Origin of the sequence: Psychrobacter aquaticus CMS 56, from assembly GCF_000471625.1 — a bacterium.
GTDB classification, from domain to species: domain Bacteria; phylum Pseudomonadota; class Gammaproteobacteria; order Pseudomonadales; family Moraxellaceae; genus Psychrobacter; species Psychrobacter aquaticus.
Genome location: NZ_AUSW01000030.1, coordinates 162,432 through 179,582, shown reverse-complemented (window position 1 = coordinate 179,582; position 17,151 = coordinate 162,432). Strand labels below are relative to the sequence as shown.

15 protein-coding genes are annotated in these 17,151 nt (G+C 41.7%); 9 read left to right on the top strand and 6 right to left on the bottom strand.

Going from position 1 to position 17,151, the window contains the following annotated elements:
* Positions 1-342 precede the first annotated feature (342 nt).
* The 4 genes from M917_RS08465 (at position 343) to M917_RS08450 (ending at position 3,585) form a co-directional block, all read left to right on the top strand.
* Entirely contained in the window at positions 343-678 is a 336-nt protein-coding gene (locus M917_RS08465) for a c-type cytochrome (RefSeq protein ID WP_021814391.1), read from the top strand.
* Between the two features lie 316 nt (positions 679-994).
* Positions 995-1,663, top strand: a complete 669-nt coding sequence (locus M917_RS08460; protein ID WP_021814390.1) for a c-type cytochrome — start codon at positions 995-997, stop codon at positions 1,661-1,663.
* 408 nt (positions 1,664-2,071) lie between these two features.
* Entirely contained in the window at positions 2,072-3,214 is a 1,143-nt protein-coding gene (locus M917_RS08455) for a hypothetical protein (protein WP_040642364.1), read from the top strand.
* A complete protein-coding gene (locus tag M917_RS08450) occupies positions 3,202-3,585 on the top strand; it encodes an RnfH family protein (RefSeq protein ID WP_021814388.1) in 384 nt (127 codons plus the stop codon). Before M917_RS08455 ends, M917_RS08450 begins: the two co-directional genes overlap by 13 nt.
* Before the next feature lie 44 nt (positions 3,586-3,629).
* Here the strand turns inward: M917_RS08450 and M917_RS08445 are convergent, their stop codons facing one another.
* A complete protein-coding gene (locus tag M917_RS08445; protein ID WP_051354254.1) occupies positions 3,630-4,049 on the bottom strand; it encodes an outer membrane protein assembly factor BamE in 420 nt (139 codons plus the stop codon).
* A gap of 324 nt (positions 4,050-4,373) precedes the next feature.
* Between M917_RS08445 and fur the strand changes: the two genes are divergently transcribed.
* Positions 4,374-4,808, top strand: a complete 435-nt coding sequence (gene fur, locus M917_RS08440; RefSeq protein ID WP_021814386.1) for a ferric iron uptake transcriptional regulator — start codon at positions 4,374-4,376, stop codon at positions 4,806-4,808.
* 181 nt (positions 4,809-4,989) lie between these two features.
* Here fur and M917_RS08435 read toward each other — a convergent pair whose 3' ends face one another.
* Positions 4,990-6,111: a PilT/PilU family type 4a pilus ATPase gene (locus M917_RS08435; protein ID WP_021814385.1), complete on the bottom strand. Its 1,122-nt coding sequence runs from the start codon at positions 6,109-6,111 to the stop codon at positions 4,990-4,992.
* A gap of 150 nt (positions 6,112-6,261) precedes the next feature.
* On the bottom strand, positions 6,262-7,317 hold the full coding sequence (locus tag M917_RS08430; RefSeq protein WP_021814384.1) for a type IV pilus twitching motility protein PilT: 1,056 nt from the start codon (positions 7,315-7,317) through the stop codon (positions 6,262-6,264).
* A gap of 372 nt (positions 7,318-7,689) precedes the next feature.
* Between M917_RS08430 and M917_RS08425 the strand changes: the two genes are divergently transcribed.
* Positions 7,690-8,412, top strand: a complete 723-nt coding sequence (locus tag M917_RS08425) for a YggS family pyridoxal phosphate-dependent enzyme (RefSeq protein WP_021814383.1) — start codon at positions 7,690-7,692, stop codon at positions 8,410-8,412.
* Positions 8,413-8,471: 59 nt separating this feature from the next.
* Here M917_RS08425 and M917_RS08420 read toward each other — a convergent pair whose 3' ends face one another.
* The 3 genes from M917_RS08420 to M917_RS08410 form a co-directional block, all read right to left on the bottom strand.
* Positions 8,472-9,215: a phosphatase PAP2 family protein gene (locus M917_RS08420; RefSeq protein WP_021814382.1), complete on the bottom strand. Its 744-nt coding sequence runs from the start codon at positions 9,213-9,215 to the stop codon at positions 8,472-8,474.
* Positions 9,216-9,377: 162 nt separating this feature from the next.
* Positions 9,378-10,652, bottom strand: a complete 1,275-nt coding sequence (locus M917_RS08415) for a hemolysin family protein (RefSeq protein ID WP_021814381.1) — start codon at positions 10,650-10,652, stop codon at positions 9,378-9,380.
* A gap of 200 nt (positions 10,653-10,852) precedes the next feature.
* Positions 10,853-12,550, bottom strand: coding sequence for an NAD+ synthase (locus tag M917_RS08410; RefSeq protein ID WP_021814380.1), 1,698 nt, complete (start codon positions 12,548-12,550; stop codon positions 10,853-10,855).
* Positions 12,551-13,349: 799 nt separating this feature from the next.
* On the opposite strand from M917_RS08410, the gene M917_RS08405 reads away from it, so the two are divergent.
* The 3 genes from M917_RS08405 (at position 13,350) to epmA (ending at position 17,101) form a co-directional block, all read left to right on the top strand.
* The gene (locus tag M917_RS08405; protein ID WP_021814379.1) at positions 13,350-14,483 is read left to right on the top strand and encodes an AI-2E family transporter; all 1,134 of its coding nucleotides are present in this window, start codon (positions 13,350-13,352) and stop codon (positions 14,481-14,483) included.
* Between the two features lie 253 nt (positions 14,484-14,736).
* Positions 14,737-15,867, top strand: a complete 1,131-nt coding sequence (locus M917_RS08400; protein WP_040642406.1) for a 4-phosphoerythronate dehydrogenase — start codon at positions 14,737-14,739, stop codon at positions 15,865-15,867.
* A 205-nt stretch (positions 15,868-16,072) separates the two neighbouring features.
* A complete protein-coding gene (gene epmA, locus M917_RS08395; RefSeq protein WP_021814377.1) occupies positions 16,073-17,101 on the top strand; it encodes an EF-P lysine aminoacylase EpmA in 1,029 nt (342 codons plus the stop codon).
* Positions 17,102-17,151: the final 50 nt, after the last annotated feature.

Below are 17,151 nucleotides of genomic sequence, written 5' to 3'. Positions count from 1 at the left end.
TAAAGCAACCTATTAAATCAAAAGCTGTAGATAAAAGAATGGAAAGTAATCATTCTAAATTATCCACCATTCTATACTATATACAGTCTGACTGATTGAAATAACGGTGATTAGCATCATATAAATAATAACACGACAGTAAGGCGAATCAGGTTATTGGTTAAATTCATTTCTGCTATTAAATGAACTACCAAAGTCAAACGTTATTTATCCACATTTATGTGAAATATATTGTTACAATGTTTAATAAGATATGTCCAGCAGAGTCATATTTACGTTTAGTAGAACGATGTTTAATAGAATGATGGATTAAACGCCTGACACATCAAAAGGAGGTATTGTATGTTTTCAATCACCACACTTTTTAGCCAAACGTATCGTACGGGCATAGCGACCAGTGCGGCAGTATTATTAAGCGGTATCATGATGACTGGCGCTAATGCCGCTGATATCGCCACCACCTATAATAACTCATGTGCCGCCTGTCACGATAGTGGCGCGCTCAATGCCATCAAAAAAGGTGACAGTGCTAAGTGGCAGCAGCTTATCAAACAAAAGAGCATGCCAACCCTCATTAAATCAGTCAAGAATGGCATGACGCAAATGCCTGCTGGTGGACTGTGTAGTGGCTGTAGTGATGCTGACTATCGCGAGCTGATTGAATACATGAGTAAATAGTTGGCTAAAGGATAAACGGAACCATGCAAAATCAGGCGCTGGGCTTTGTAACCTTTAGCGCTTTTTGTTTTTAGTGGGTATTTTAACGTGTTGTTAGAAAAACTGGTAGATACGATGATTAAGTAGGCAAATACTACAAAGTCTTGCTATAATAATCGAAAATAAACCCTGATGTTAGTAAGTACTTTCAGACTGCTTGTGTCCAAGACCTTAAAATATATATCTGCTTTGTTAAGACAAAGGCAGTTTATACTGGTGTCTTATCAGTACAATCACTCTAAATAATGCTTACGCCGAGCTAGTAGGATTTGTATCAATGAAAAAGTTAATCGCTGCTGCCAGCTTATGCGTTGCAAGTTTCAGCGTACAAGCTGCTATTATTGTTCCTGAATACGACGTCAATGCTGGTAAGCAAATTGCAGAAACTGTTTGTGCTGCTTGTCATGGTGTGAATGGTGTCAGTATGGTCCCTGCACAGCCTAATTTAGGTGGCCAAAACGTAAAGTATCTTTACAAGCAGTTGGTCAATTTCAAAGCCGGCTATCGTAAAAATGGCATCATGCAGTCACAAGTTGCGAACTTGTCTCAGCAGGATTTGGCTGATGTAGCAGGTTATTATGCTAGCCAAGCGCCTTGGGGTGTTGGTTTCGGTAATCCTGCAACCAACCAAGAAGCAACTAAATTATTCTTAGGTGGTGATAAGTCACGCGGCGTCATCGGCTGTGCAGGTTGTCATGGTCCAGATGCTGTTGGTAATACTTGGGCAGCGTTTCCACGTTTAGGTGGTCAACATGCGCAATATATTTCGACCCAGCTAAAGCTATTCCGTGCCGCTGGCCGCGATGATGATATCGACAGTGATGAACAGAAGCGAGTCAATGACGCCGCAAAAGAAGGCGAAATGGGCATGATGCAGACAGTAGCATCGAAACTATCAGATCGTGACATTCGTATCTTGTCAGATTACATAAGCGCCGTACACTAACATATCAGTCTGTTTGACGAGTATATAATGCGTATTATGTAGCCAAAATTACTGAGCGCTCGATTATACGTCTGTCATTGTTTAATGATAAAACCCCGATTTCGGGGTTTTTTTATAACTACTTGTCTACCATATATATAGTGGGTTCAGTATAAAACGATACAGCGGGACTGAAATGCAATGCATTTGTTTTATTTAGAATCGATTATGTAAACAATATAAAACTCACTGACAGATATTTATCATCGCTCTATATGATTATAATACCAATCCCAAAAAATACGATTAGCAGCGTTAAAGGCGTTTAGTTTAATAAATGTGCTACTGACGACCGTTGTGCTGGCTACTCAAATTTTTGGAAATGATATAAATTATCGTTATTCACTTTAGATCGCTTGGATTTAGACTATGATGATCCGTTATGCTTCTTATTTTATTGCAGCTTTGCTACCGTTGTTACTATTTCGTTGGTTTGTACCTGCATCAATTGGTGAGATTGATTTTTGGTTATTGTGGCTATTAGCCATGATAGTGGTGTCACTGCCTGTTGTTTATGCTGAGATAGCCTTGGCTTATCGCAGTGTTGATGCGCCATTGGCAGGGATGCAAAAGCTCACTCGCGAAGCAGATGTTAGCCCAATGTGGCGCAGCTTTGGTTGGTTGGCAGCACTGGTTTCTATCATTATTGCCGCATTGGTTATATCGGCTGCCAGCACTGGTATATTGGCCGCCCTCACTGAACTCAATAGCGACCCGACTGTACCAAGCTTTGCGATCGCTGCAGGCTTGATGGTTGTTGCCATTTTACTGAGCTTGCTTGGCGTGGCGCCCTTGCCGATTGGATTAGGGCTGATGGTGATTGGGTTGTTGTTGGGTGTAGCAAATGGCTTGCCCCATATTGATTTTGCTATGACTGATATCAGCTTAACTGAGTGGGCGCGTGCAGTAGCGCTAGCGCTAGTCAGTGTTGGAGCAGGCACAGGATTATACTGGTTCGGTCAAAATTTAGTGACCAAACAAGTGGGTACAGCTGTAGACACCGATAATCACAATGTGCAAAACACCGCTCGCAGCCGTGCAACAAATGAGTACCGCGCGACTAAGTTGGTATTACCGATTTGGATATTGCAGTTGCTCGTTGGAGGCGTTGCTCTATTGCTTAGCGGAATGTCATTACCACCGATCGGGCAGCTTTTATATTGGGTGGGGGTATTGTTTGTGGTCAGTTACTTACTACATTATAGTACCCAACAATTAGCACATAAATTTGGACTATTGGTAAGTCTGGTAATAACTTTTGTGTTAGCGCTAGTGTTGGTCATCGCTATTCCAACCACGTGGCTGGTCGGTATCTTGGTCATTATTAGTAGCGTAGCAGTGTTGTCGCTATCGATTTTTGCAGGTTGGCAGATGAAAATAAGTCATTTGCGCAAGTCGTTGAATTTTGGCAATGAAGCATTTTATAACCTATGGCGAATAGCAATACGTTTGGTCGTGCCACTAGCGCTGTTACTAGCCTTGATAGGTTGGGGGATGCAGTGGGTAAGCTAATAGCTGCTGACGGTAACAATGGTCATAAAAGTATTATGCTACAGTCTGAGCAGCCGGCTCTAATGACGGTATATTTAGCGTACGCCCAAGATGCACAGCGCCAACACTATGTAGCTCTACAAGTCGGCGAGGGCGCCAGTCTGTATGAGGCACTCGCGCAAGCAGGATGGTTAGCAAAATTTTCAGAGTTAGAAAAATGGTGCAATGAGGTGGCAGAGATTGCCACGCCAACTGCTAAGCGTTGGTACGTAGGCGTTTATGCCCAAAAGCAACCGCTTAGCTATCAGTTACAGCCTTTTGACCGTATCGAGGTATATCGCAGCTTAAGCGCTGATCCAATGTCTCAGCGCAAGAATAAATCTCGTGGTTAATCAGCTATCATGATCTTTCATACTTCTTAATTTATGCGTATCAATTAAGAAGCTGGCAGGCTGTCTATACCTTCGATGCGATTGACCAAGCCTTGATCATCAAAGTAAATAATCAAATGCTGGCTGGCATTTTTGACATCTGCGATACCTTGGCGGCGACCTTCTGTCCCTGCTTGATAGTCATAAATATAGTCCCAACGCTTAGGCGCAAGGGTGTCTCTGATGGCTGGGCTACCAAGGATATACAGTACTTGATTTTGACTCATACCCACTTGTAACTTTTGCGCTTGTGCTTGAGTAATGGCAGTACCTTGTGGCAAATCAATCTTATAAACACTCAGTAATGAGCAGCCAGACATAGCGACAGTAGCGCTAAGCATACTGGTAATGACAATCTTGCGTAATGCACTGGGAAAGCTTAACGGACGAAAAGTTAATGTCTTTATCATGGTAAGATGACTCATAAGAAATGAATTAGGCGCAGCCAGAATGGTTTGGTGCTAGTTTGGCTGACAATCTTGGACAAATGATACGTCATTTACTTGCAATTTCCTACCACTTACGACATTATTTACCAAACACTACCTGAGCTATTGTGTGATTTGTATTTTAAATTCATAGACTTGCATTGATCATATATAAAAATAACAGCCTAGAAATTTACTTGGGTTTAGTCAGCTTACGGTTGTTAAAATATTTTTTATGTAATAAGAAATACTCATTATTGATTGTTTCTCTCATATTTTGGTTTTTTATTTGCTAAGACTGTCACAGTCAGAAGGGATATTATGGCTTCTTTTACCAATCAAGATTTACGTAAAGCAGGATTGAAAGTTACATTACCTCGTATCAAGATTTTAGAGCTACTCGAGAGCGCTAAGATGCATCACATGAGTGCAGAAGAGATTTATAAGGCGTTGATTGAGCAAGGCGAGGATGTGGGCTTAGCGACCGTTTATCGAGTGCTCACGCAGTTTGAGCAAGCAGGAATCGTTGAACGTCATAACTTCGAAAATAATCTGTCGGTGTTTGAGATTACTCAAGAAGGACATCATGATCATTTAGTCTGTGATGTTTGTGGCAAGATTGTAGAGTTTCATAATGAGGTGATCGAAGAAGAGCAACTCAAAGTCGCAGCAGAACACGGCTTTAAATTATCGGGTCACTCACTGGTGCTATACGGTATCTGTGATGATCAAGAATGTAAGGACAGCATCAGGTAATCGTATTTGAATTTGTCATCCTGAGTTAAGTAGGGATGTGGTTCTCTTATAATGTGCGTGTTCAAAAAAAGCCTTCATTATCACTAGTGAGGGCTTTTTTATGGCAATTTTTGTAGTCAGGTTAATATAAAAAACTGACCGCAGCGCTGAGAAGATAACCGTCCCTAAGTGATGTTCAACTTTAAGTGATATCCAATGATAAGCTATCGGCGCCTTCATCCAGATTAGTTGTGCCGTTTTTGCTGCTTAGCTTGATTTTGAGACGCAAGTCGTTAGGAGAGTCAGCATGAAGAATGGCTTCTTTATACGTGATTTCTCCTTGTTCATATAAATCAAAAAGTGCTTGGTCAAAGGTCTGCATACCGCTGTCCCGTGAGCGCGTCATGACATCTTTAATTTCATGAACCTCACCTTTACGGATATAATCACTAATCAGCTGGGAGTTTAATAAAATCTCGATAGCAGCACGGCGACCTTTACCATCGGGGGTTGGAATAAGTTGCTGAGCGATAATGGCTTGTAAGTTAAGAGACAAATCCATGAATAGCTGACTGTGGCGACTGGTTTCAAAAAAATGAATAATACGGTCGATCGCTTGGTTAGCGTTATTGGCGTGTAGGGTGGCAAAGACCAAATGCCCTGTTTCGGCATATTGAATGGCGTAGCTCATGACCTCGCGATTACGAATTTCACCGATCAAGATAACATCGGGTGCTTGGCGCAAAGTATTTTTTAGACCAGCTTCAAATGAGTGAGTATCGATACCGACTTCACGCTGGGTAATGATACAACCATGATGTTTATGAATAAATTCGATAGGGTCTTCGATGGTGATGATATGACCATGAGAGTTTTGATTGCGATGGCCTATCATAGCAGCTAGGGTGGTAGATTTACCTGTGCCTGTTGCGCCAACCAATAAAATAATCCCTCGCTTTTTCATGGCCAGCTCTTTTAGTGCTGGTGGCAGACGTAGCTCTTCAACGGTTGGAATTTTATTTTCGATTTTTCGTAAAATCATCCCTGCCATATCGCGCTGTATAAATGCGCTGACCCGAAAACGTGCTTGCTGTGCTTCATCAGTAATGGCAAATTGACACTCGTTTGTTTCTTCAAACTCTTTTTGCTGGTTGAATGTCATCACCCCTTTAACCAGTTTCATGGTTTGTTCAGCACTCAACGGCGTCTTACCCACTGGTAAAATTTTGCCATTTATTTTCATGGAAGGTGCGACATCAGCAGTAATAAAAAGGTCGGAGCCGTTTTTACTGATCATTAATTGCAATAATTTATCAATGTCCATATCGTACCTATACTCGACGTAAATCAATTAAAAAAGTGTCTGAAATCATGTTTTAAAGACCGCTAATGATGACCAATAGAAATAAAACGTATCGTATGTCAATAATTCTTGTATCAATAACTAAGGCTGAGAGATACACGTTTGGTAATACTATAAAAATGCTTCCGGTTGTTTGGCATAAGGACGAGCAACGTCTTTACTGATGGTGCCTTTTGCGACTAAGTTCTTTAGCGTTTGATCAAGGGTAATCATGCCATCACCTGCGCCAGTTTGAATCGCAGAGTACATCTGGGCTATTTTGTTTTCACGTATCAAGTTTCGGATAGCGGGTGTGCCCAGCATAATTTCGTGTGCAGCGACACGCCCTCCTGTTTGCCGACGAAGCAGTGTTTGGGAGATAACGGCTTGTAGCGACTCAGAGAGCATGGCACGAATCATGTCTTTTTCTGCGGCGGGAAACACATCGATCACACGGTCAATCGTTTTAGCGGCTGAGCTGGTGTGTAGGGTGCCGAATACCAAATGTCCCGTCTCGGCTGCCGTTAGTGCCAAGCGAATGGTCTCAAGATCACGTAGCTCGCCAACCAAGATCACATCAGGATCCTCACGTAATGCAGAACGCAGCGCTGGTTCAAAACCTAAAGTGTCACGGTGAACTTCGCGCTGGTTAATGAGGCTTTTTTTGGATTCATGGACAAATTCAATCGGATCTTCAATGGTTAAAATATGCTCTTTACGGGTTTCATTGATATAATCAATCATGGCAGCCAGTGTGGTTGACTTACCTGAACCTGTGGGGCCTGTAACCAATACCACGCCACGTTTGAAATTTGAGACACGTTTGAATACTTCGCCCATGCCCAAATCTTCCATTGTCAAAACTTTAGAAGGAATGGTACGAAATACAGCGCCTGCGCCACGGTTTTGATTAAAAGCGTTTACCCGAAATCGTGCTAAATTAGGAATCTCGAAAGAAAAATCCGTTTCAAAAAATTCTTCGAAATCGGCACGTTGCCTATCGTTCATAATGTCATAAATGAGCTGATGAACCACTTGATGGGTCATCGAAGGCATATTGATTCGCGTCATTTCGCCATCGGCGCGGATCATGGCGGGCATACCAGCTGAAATATGTAAATCTGATGCTTTATGTTTAACGGTAAAGCGTAGCAAATCTTCGATGCTTAAGATGTTTTTTTCAGCCATAATCGGATATTCCTATCACTCAATAAGGGGAAGGTAAAAGGGCATAAGATTGTATCGTTACCAATCGTTTGCTGTTTGTTTTTAGGCCAATTACTGTAGAAGATAAGCTACGGCTTTACCATTACTATTGGTCTGAGTAGCTTGTGTTAAACTCTGTAACAATATCATAACAAGACTCCCAGTATTTAGCCATCCACTGGATCAATTAAATGTAGAATTGGTCAATCTAATTCATACAAAATTAAATACATAGTTTTTCTCAAAAAAGTTTTTGGCTAAATCTTAACTGTTTTTAATAAAAGCCGTTTGTATAAAGATTATTTACTATAATTGATTGAAAATAAACAATTAAATTTGTATTGAGAGTTATATATGAAAGACATTAAAAACACTGTTGATAGTCAAGACCTTATAAATAATTGGCAGCAAGTCAGCAAACAAGTGACTCAGGTGTGTAAACGTGTTGATAGACAGGCGGATGGCGTTATCTTATTGGCAGTTTCTAAAACCAAGCCTGCCGATATGATTGCTACCCTAGCTCAGCAAGGACAGCAACACTTTGGTGAAAATTATCTGCAAGAAGCCATCGAAAAAATCGGTATTTTAAAAGCGCGATCTGAAAGTAAAGACATTGTCTGGCATTATATTGGTAGTATCCAGCGTAATAAGACCCGCGATATTGCCGAGCATTTTGATTGGGTGCAAACGGTTGAGCGTGACATTATTGCCAAGCGCTTGAACGATCAGCGCCCAGCCGAGATGTCACCATTGAACGTACTGATTCAAGTGAATATCGATAATGAAGACAGTAAGTCAGGATGTTTACCAGAACAACTACCTGAATTGATAAATACCATCAAAGGATATGAGCGATTACAATTGCGAGGTCTGATGATTATTCCTGCCAAGGCGGATACCAATGCTTTTGCTCGAACCAAGCAGTTATTTGAAGAGATTCAGCATAGCCATCCAGAACTGAATGGCTGGGATACATTAAGTATGGGTATGAGTGGCGATATGATTGAGGCGATAGCTAATGGTTCTACCATGGTGCGTGTTGGCACAGCAATTTTTGGCGTTCGTGATGGGCTTTAAACCAGCAAAAAGTTTGGTTCTAGTTACTTTTTTTACTTTGAGCTGACGATAGCAATTGATTACCAGCGCTCATGTTTTTGCCTGAGCGACTTGTAATTGGATATCAGAAGCTTTCTCAACGCATGGACAGGCGGGACTTGGTTATGGCTTTGCCACTGTATCCATTCAAGTGCCAACAAACACAGAATTAGCCAGACAGTACCTGCTAAAAAACCGGCGATAACATCGCTTGGGAAATGAGCGCCTAAATAAATTCGGCTCGTTCCAATCAAAAGAATAAGAATACCTAAAACAACGAATGCCAGTATTTTTACCGCTTTTTTTTGCGCGCTCCGCACGACCAAATAGAAGATAAACCCATAAAAAACCAGTGATCCCATCGAATGACCACTTGGGAAACTAAAGCCAATCGCATCGATTGCCTCATTGATGGAAGGCCGCCCCCTCTCGTAGATTTGTTTTAGTATCCAAGTCAATGCCCCATTGCCACCCATTGCGATGATAAAGAAAAAAATACCCCATTTGTCCTTGGCCTTAAACCAAAGCCATAAAACCACTAAAACTGACAGACTGGTCAAAAACCAGACAGATCCCATCTCAGTGATTACTACGTAAATACCATCAAAGGTAGGCGTTTCTATAGATTCGAAAAAACCGATGATACGGTTATCAAATTTTCTCAATTCATTTTCTAACACTTCTTCGGCCAGCTCAGAAAATAGCCAAATGAAAAGACCAGCGATACCCAAGCCGACTGTTAAAATTATGGCCAAAAAGCCCACCTTGTTATTTTCTACTTCCATAATACACTTGCCTTTTGAATCAACCCATTATCATTAAAATGAGCGCGTAAAAAATCCCGCATTAATATTTTTTAAGTATTGATGCAGGACGGAGTCATTTTATTTAGAATCGACTATATACCTCAATGCTATAGCTATACAGATATTTATAGATAAAGGTTTTTATGTAATGTCTTCAAACTTGGTCACCAGCATCTGAGTGATTTTAAGATTGTCGGTGGCGATAATTTCAAATCGATAATTGGCATACTCGATAGTATCGGTTTTTTTGGGAATTTTGCGTAACATATACATCATAAAGCCGCTAATGGTTTCATAGTTTTGACTGCGTGGTAAATTGACAATGTCCAAAGCACGAACCACATCTTCGATTGGGGTCATGCCATCAATCAGCCAAGAGTTATCGGTACGCTGGACAATAGGCTGCTCCTCTAATGTCACAAGCTCACCCATGACGATGCTCATTACATCTTTAAGCGTGATGATGCCTACGACCATGCCATACTCATTAACAATGACTGCAAAGTCAGAGCCAGTAGACTTAAACATCTCTAATACTTCAAACAAAGACAAGGTATCAGGAACGAAAAGCGCAGGTTTTAGTAGGGCTTTGTCGGTTAAGCTAACCTCTTGTTGGTTCAGAACCAACGCCAAAAAGCTGCGTGACTCGACATAACCAATAATGTGCTCTAAATCATCGTCATGACAGACCAAAAACTTATTATGCGGCTGTTCAATCATGACCTCGACTACTTTTTCGTTACTGGTTCTGGTATCGAAGTAAACGATGTTTTCGCGTGGATTCATCACCGAGGTCACGGTACGTTCCTGCATATCAAAGATGTTTTCTATCAAATGGTGTTCTTGTTTTTTGAGCACACCCGCTTCGGCACCCGCATCCATGACGGCATAAATATCTTCTGGCGTCATGTCGTCTTGGCGTATGGTTGAGATACCCAAAAATTTAAAGAGAATATTTGCAGCGCCATCAAACACCCAAATCACGGGCTTAAATATAAAAATCAGTAGCATCATTGGTCGTACAAGCCGTACCGCGACAATCTCAGCATTTGACATGGCCAAACGTCTGGGCATCAAGTCGGCGAGCAAGGAAAATGAGCTTGTGATTAGAATAAATGATATCACGGATGATACGGCTTCATTATTCACCAGCATTTGCAAATAAGGACTAATAGCTGATTCACCCACCGCACCTGCCGAAATCGCAACTGCGTTTAAGACCACTTGGACGACAGTGATAAAACTACCAGGATGCTCTTGCATTTTGAGGACGTCAAATGCCCGAACCTCGCCTTCTTTTGCCATGATTTGTAGTTTAATTTTGCGACCCGCGGCAATTGCAATTTCGGCAGCGGAAACAAAGGCGCTTAGCGCAAGTAATAACAGAAGAAAGACACTAGCGGTTAGCAAACTCATGACAGTCTCGAAAAAAATGTGAGGATAAAAAGTATAGTGAGGAGATAAAGTGAGTGGGTTAGGATAAAACTCAAAGCGTTATTTATAACAGCTTGGCGTTAAAACTTGGTTTATAGAAACTAAAAAAGCTGGGAAAGCTCCCAGCCAATCATAAAAGTTCGATTATTTGTAAAAAAGTAAAGCTAGGCTCGCCAAAACGATTAGCCTTTTATTGACCATTTATTCACCAATGGGTAGCGGCGCTCACGGCCAAAGGCTTTTTGGCTAATTTTAGTACCAATTGGTGATTGCAAACGTTTGTATTCGCTATTATCGACCATCTGGATAACTTTTGCGACCATATCTGCATCAAAACCTTTATCGATGATGTCTTGATAGCCCATATCTTCATCGATATATGACATCAAAATACCATCTAACACATCATAGTCAGGCAAGCTGTCTTGATCTTTTTGATCTGGACGTAGTTCGGCTGACGGCGGACGAGTGATAACGCGCTCAGGGATGACAGGCGTGTCTTCTAAGCGATTGCGATAGCTTGCTAATTTATAAACCTGTGATTTATAGACGTCTTTTAGCACATCGAAACCGCCAGCCATATCACCATATAATGTTGAGTAGCCAACTGCCAACTCTGATTTATTGCCAGTGGTGATAACCAAATGACCAAACTTGTTGGACAGTGCCATCAAAACAACACCGCGAGCGCGTGCTTGGATGTTTTCTTCGGTAGTGTCGGCAGGCGATTTATTAAATAAGGGCGCTAGCGTATGACGAATGCCTTCAACGGCATCAAAGATAGGGCACACTGTATAAGAAACATTCAAACGGCGGGCTTGAGCCTGCGCATCTTCTAAACTGATTTGCGAGGTATATTCATACGGCATCATAACCGCATATACCTTGTCCGCACCCAAAGCATCGACGGCGATACATAGGGTTAATGCAGAATCAATACCACCTGACAATCCAACGATAATGCCAGAGAATCCTGAATGATTGACATAGTCACGTAGACCGACGACCAATGCCTGATACATCTCTGACTCACGGCTCAGCGTTAATGGCGCTTTAGACTGACTGTCAAATTTGGCTGTCTTGACATCTAAAGTAGCCAATAGCAACTGATTCATAAAGCGCGGCGCTTCGTGGGCAACGCTGCCGTCCGCTTGTACCGCCATAGAGCCACCGTCAAACACCAAATCATCTTGACCACCAACGGCGTTGACATAGACGATAGGCAAATTGTTTTCACGGCTGCGTTTAGCAAGCATCGTTTTGCGATTGTCTTGTTTTTCAACTTCAAAAGGTGACGCATTTAAGCTAACAATCAAATCAGCGCCTTGCTTTTTGAGTTCAGCGATAGGGGTTTTTTCCCATAAATCTTCACAGATAAGTAGGCCGATAGTAATACCTTTGTAATCAAACAAGACTTGATTACGACCTTTGTCGAAGTAACGACGCTCGTCAAATACGCCATAATTTGGCAAAACCTGCTTATGATAAAAGCCTTTTTGATGGCCACTATGCAAGATAGCCGCAGAGTTAAAAGTACCGTGATGATCGACATGCGGATACCCGACAATCATGACGATATCGTCGATATCACTCAAGGTAGACAAGGCGCTTTTGACTCGGCCTGACAAGCTTGGACGTAGCAATAAATCTTGGGGTGGATAACCCAATAAGGCCAGCTCTGGAAAAACAATGACATCCGCCCCTTTCTCGCGGGCTTGTAGGGCAAGGGTGCGCATTTTTTCGACATTGGCTGCGATATCACCCACTAAAAAATGGGATTGAGCCAAAGCAAAAGTAACCGTTTCTTGTTCTTGTGATTTTTGGGTTTTGTTGGTCTCAGGTGAGGTATTAATATTGGGATTATCAGTGTCTTTTGACATTGTTATTGTTCCTATCGATATAGTATGTAAAATTTGGTGGGTCAGTAGTGATTTAAAATAAAATCAAAGTAAGTCCGAAACTAACACGCTTTCATATCGGATTCTAATATTGAACCCATAATATGATGCGCTTAAATTTTGCATAAACTTCTATACAACGCTTACGCATAATATCCAAAATTATGGCGTCACTCTAAAGGTTAGATCTTATGATAGTCTAGAGAAGGACGATAAAAGAGGGTTTTGGTTTGTTTTTTGAAAATTCTATGTCTATACAACCATCAAAGCAAATGAGGTCAAACGAACGTAACTGTGTTGAAAAACTTAAAATAATGGTCTTAGTATAACATCAATTGGCGCTACAAATAGAACGCGCCAGTGAATTACCTTTCAAGATGGCAGTTTAGAGCGTCAATACAAAAAACGCTTCAGATACTTGTTTTTGCATGCAATACCCTCTATGCATTAGGGTAATAGTCTCGTAAGCTTGTATATAAAAAATTGTAAGTAAAAATTACAACATAGCCTTATATAATGCTCGTATTTTATTGCATAATGAGGGCTAATAATTGCTTCATTTTTATCTTATTTTAATAAAAGTGATAGTGGGTAAGTCTGCTACGTTATTAACTGATTTGACATGCCTAAGGCACTTAAAATCTATATATTTACAAGTTACAACCTTCGCTAATGAATACAGTTTATGGACGCAGTCTGTAAGTTGACGTTCATCACACATTTATAAACTTGCCAGCAAAGTCACGATAGGCCTTTGCTGTCTGCTTTTGGTTTATACGCTATGATTGAGAACTGGACAAAAGAATTTATTATTCAGCGTTTGCTGGCCATTACCTTATTGGTTGTATTATTTGTATTATGCTTTCAAGTCGTACAATTTTTTATTGTGCCGGCACTGTGGGCGGCGATTTTAGCGTACGTTACTTTTCCTATTTATAAGTTTTTTCACGAAAAAGTAAAGCTGAGTCCAAGTTTTAGCGCTGCTATTATGACCATGAGCATATCCTTAATGATAGGTGTGCCGTTGGTCATTGGGGTTTTTATCTTACAGCAAGAAGCGCTGAGCCTCATCAGCAATTTGATCTATCGTATTAAAGTCGGTTATTTGGATGTGCCTAATTCTGTTAAAGAGCTGCCTATCATTGGTCAACAAGTCAAAGATGTATTGTGGAGAATCAATAAAAATCCTGAAGGGACGCTCGAAACCTTTCGCCTTTGGGTTCAATCACATTTATATTATGGCAAAATAGCTTTTGACGTTGTGTTTAGTGGTCTTGCCAAATTGGGTATGGCACTGATGACCTTGTTTTTCTTCTATCGTGACGGCACCAGTTTAGTCCGCCAAGTTCGTCAAGCGTTACGCAACATCATTGGCAATCGCATCGATGGTTATATTGACTCTGTGGGTACGACCACACGCGCTGTCGTATATGGCATTGGTTTGACGGCACTGGCACAGGCACTTCTGGCGGGCATCGGTTATTATTTCTCTGGTGCGCCCAGTCCCATCTTATTGACCATTGTTACCTTTATCATCGCATTGATTCCATTTGGCACGCCATTTGTGTGGGGCGGTGTCTCCATTTGGTTGTTAAGCCAAGGTCATACGGTAGAAGGAATTGGTTTGGCATTATGGGGCGTTTTGGTCATCAGCTGGGTGGATAACTTAATTCGTCCTATTGTGATTAGTGGCGCGACCAAAATTCCTTTTATTATCATTTTCATTGGTGTATTAGGTGGTTTAACGGCTTTTGGCTTTGTGGGTTTGTTTATCGGTCCTGTGGTGTTGGCTATCGGACTGGCGGTATGGCGCGAATGGATATCGCAGCGTAAAAATGAGATCTTTGCGCCACAGGAAGAGGTGTTACTCGATAGCCAAATCCTGCCAATAACTGATAAGCCAGAGCAACTATAGTCGATCCGTTTTAAAAAGAGTGCGGTTCTACTGGGGTGAATTTTGCGAAGCATCTGTCACGTTTGCGAACAGCCAGCGAGGAAAATTTATACCAGTAGAACATTATGACCGTATGTACCACTTTTATTTTAAATTGACTATATGCAGGTAGATATTGATTCGTGTAGATACGATAGTCAGTTCAAAATAAAAAAGTGATGCAAAAAAAGCGTTAAAAAGCACTGTAAACATTATGAAGGGCAGGATGGATACTATCAAAAATATTACTATTGTGGCCGATAGCAATATCGCCAGCTTAGACGAATTTTTTAATCCTTCGATGCTGGGGCAAACCTCCACGCAGTCTGTGAATATTGTCAGCGTCGCTGGACGTGATATCAATGCGCAATTACTCGCAGATTTGCAACCTGATGTGTTACTCATACGCTCTGTGACACCAGTAGGTGAGGCGTTATTAGCTAATAATCAGAGTGTGCAGTTTGTGGGTTCTGCGACCATTGGTACAGACCACGTCGATCAAAATTATTTGGCGACGCATAATATTACTTTTGCCAATGCGGCGGGCTGTAGTAAGCACTCTGTCGCACAGTATGTATTGACCGCTATTTTGGCCCTACGCCCGCAGTGTTGGCAGCAATCCATGACGCTTGGTATTATTGGACTTGGTAATATTGGCAGCACACTTGCGAAGTATGCAAGCGAGTTGGGCTGGCAAGTATTGGGATATGATCCATTGTTACCCGCGTCAAATATGAATAATGCCAGCTTTGAGCAGGTACTTAGCCAAAGTGACGTGGTCAGTTTGCATGTGCCGCTCACGGACAAAAAGAGTACGGATAAAAAAGCTAAGAGTGCAAAAGAAGCTGAGAATATTAATGACGACTATGCAACGCGTCATCTCATCAATGCAGAAACGTTGGCAATGATGCCAGCGCAGACCATGCTGATTAATAGCGCACGGGGGCCTGTCATTCATGCAAGCGATCTTGAAGCAGATATTGAGCGTACGAAGCGGCAAGTGGTCCTCGACGTGTTTGAGCATGAACCGCAGATTGATGAAGGTTTACTGTCTAAGCTTGCCATCGCCACACCGCATATCGCTGGCTATACATTAGAAGGTAAGCTGCGTGGTACGCAAATTATCTATGATGCGCTATGTGAAAAATTGACAGTCACACCGACTCAATCTATGCACGCGCTATTACCACTCAATATGTTTTTATGGTCAGAATTAAAAGCGCATCCAGATAGATTGATCAAGTTTTATGACATCATGCAAGACGATGCGGCATTGAGAAATAAGACAATAGATGGCCAAGTAAATGGCACTGATTTTGATGGATTAAGACGCGATTATCATTTACGCCGTGAATGGCAGTTTTAATATAATTTAGAAACTCAGTTTATATAGTTAGGTCAATACAAAAAAGAGTCAGCGAGACTGGGGTAAATTTTTTGTAGTCTCTGTCTGCAAAAGCACAGCAAGCAAGAAAATTTGTACCAGTCTCGTACCATAGGGTCGCGTATCCATTTCATTGAGTATCGACTCAGTTCAGAAACCTATCATTTGATAATTGTAGTAGATAATAATGAGCCAAGTAACCAATCTTTCTTTTTATCAACCAAATTATGCACCTACCATGTCACTTACCATGGCGCAGCAGCGTGCGCAATTTATCAGTAGCATTCGCCAGTTTTTTACTGAGCGACAAGTGTTAGAAGTGCAGACGCCATTACTGTCACAAGCAGGTAATACTGACACTTTTTTGCAGTCAGTTGCCGCGCAAGTCACTTATCAAGATAAACCCCGTACTTACTATCTACATACTTCGCCCGAGTTTGCCATGAAGCGTTTATTGGCCAGCTGGCAAGTGCCTATCTATCAGATTTGTCCTGTGTTCCGAGACAATGAAATAGGCGTAAAGCACAATATTGAATTCACCATGCTCGAATGGTACCAACCAAATTATAGCTTGGCCGATATGGCATCGGAGGTAGGTGAGTTGTTAGAGATGTTGTATGGCCATCCCATCGTGATGAATCACTATCGTTATGTCGATGCCTTTATGGATTTTGTTGGGATACATCCGCTGACAGCGAGTCTTGCTGCCCTACAAGCGGTGGCAGAAGACAAGGGCGTGACTGGGTTTGATTTTAACAGCGAGGCCAGCTGTGCCAACGATAGCGAAGAAGAGCGTCGCCAAAGCTGGTTGGATTTGCTGTTTAGTCACGCGGTAGAGCCAAATTTGGGTCACGATTTGCCAACGCTAATCATAGAATATCCGCCTGCCACGGCGGCATTGGCAAAGACGGCGCTTGATAAAGAGGGCAATGAAATTGCGAAGCGGTTTGAGTTGTATATCAAGGGTGTTGAGATTGCCAATGCTTATGATGAGCTGGCAGATGGACAGGCGTTAAGGAAGCGCTTTGAAAAAGATAACCAATTACGTCAGTGTCACAATTTACCAATAATGCCAGTAGATGAGCATTTGATTGCTGCATCTGATGATTTAATACCTTGTAGCGGTATTGCAGTTGGTATAGACAGATTACTGATGGTAATCACAGGTGCTAGCAGCTTAGAAGCCGTCATTCCTTTTCCTAGCGGTTTGGCTTAATCTGCTCTGATTCAAAACTCGATACAACAAAAGGCCACTTATCCCTCAGC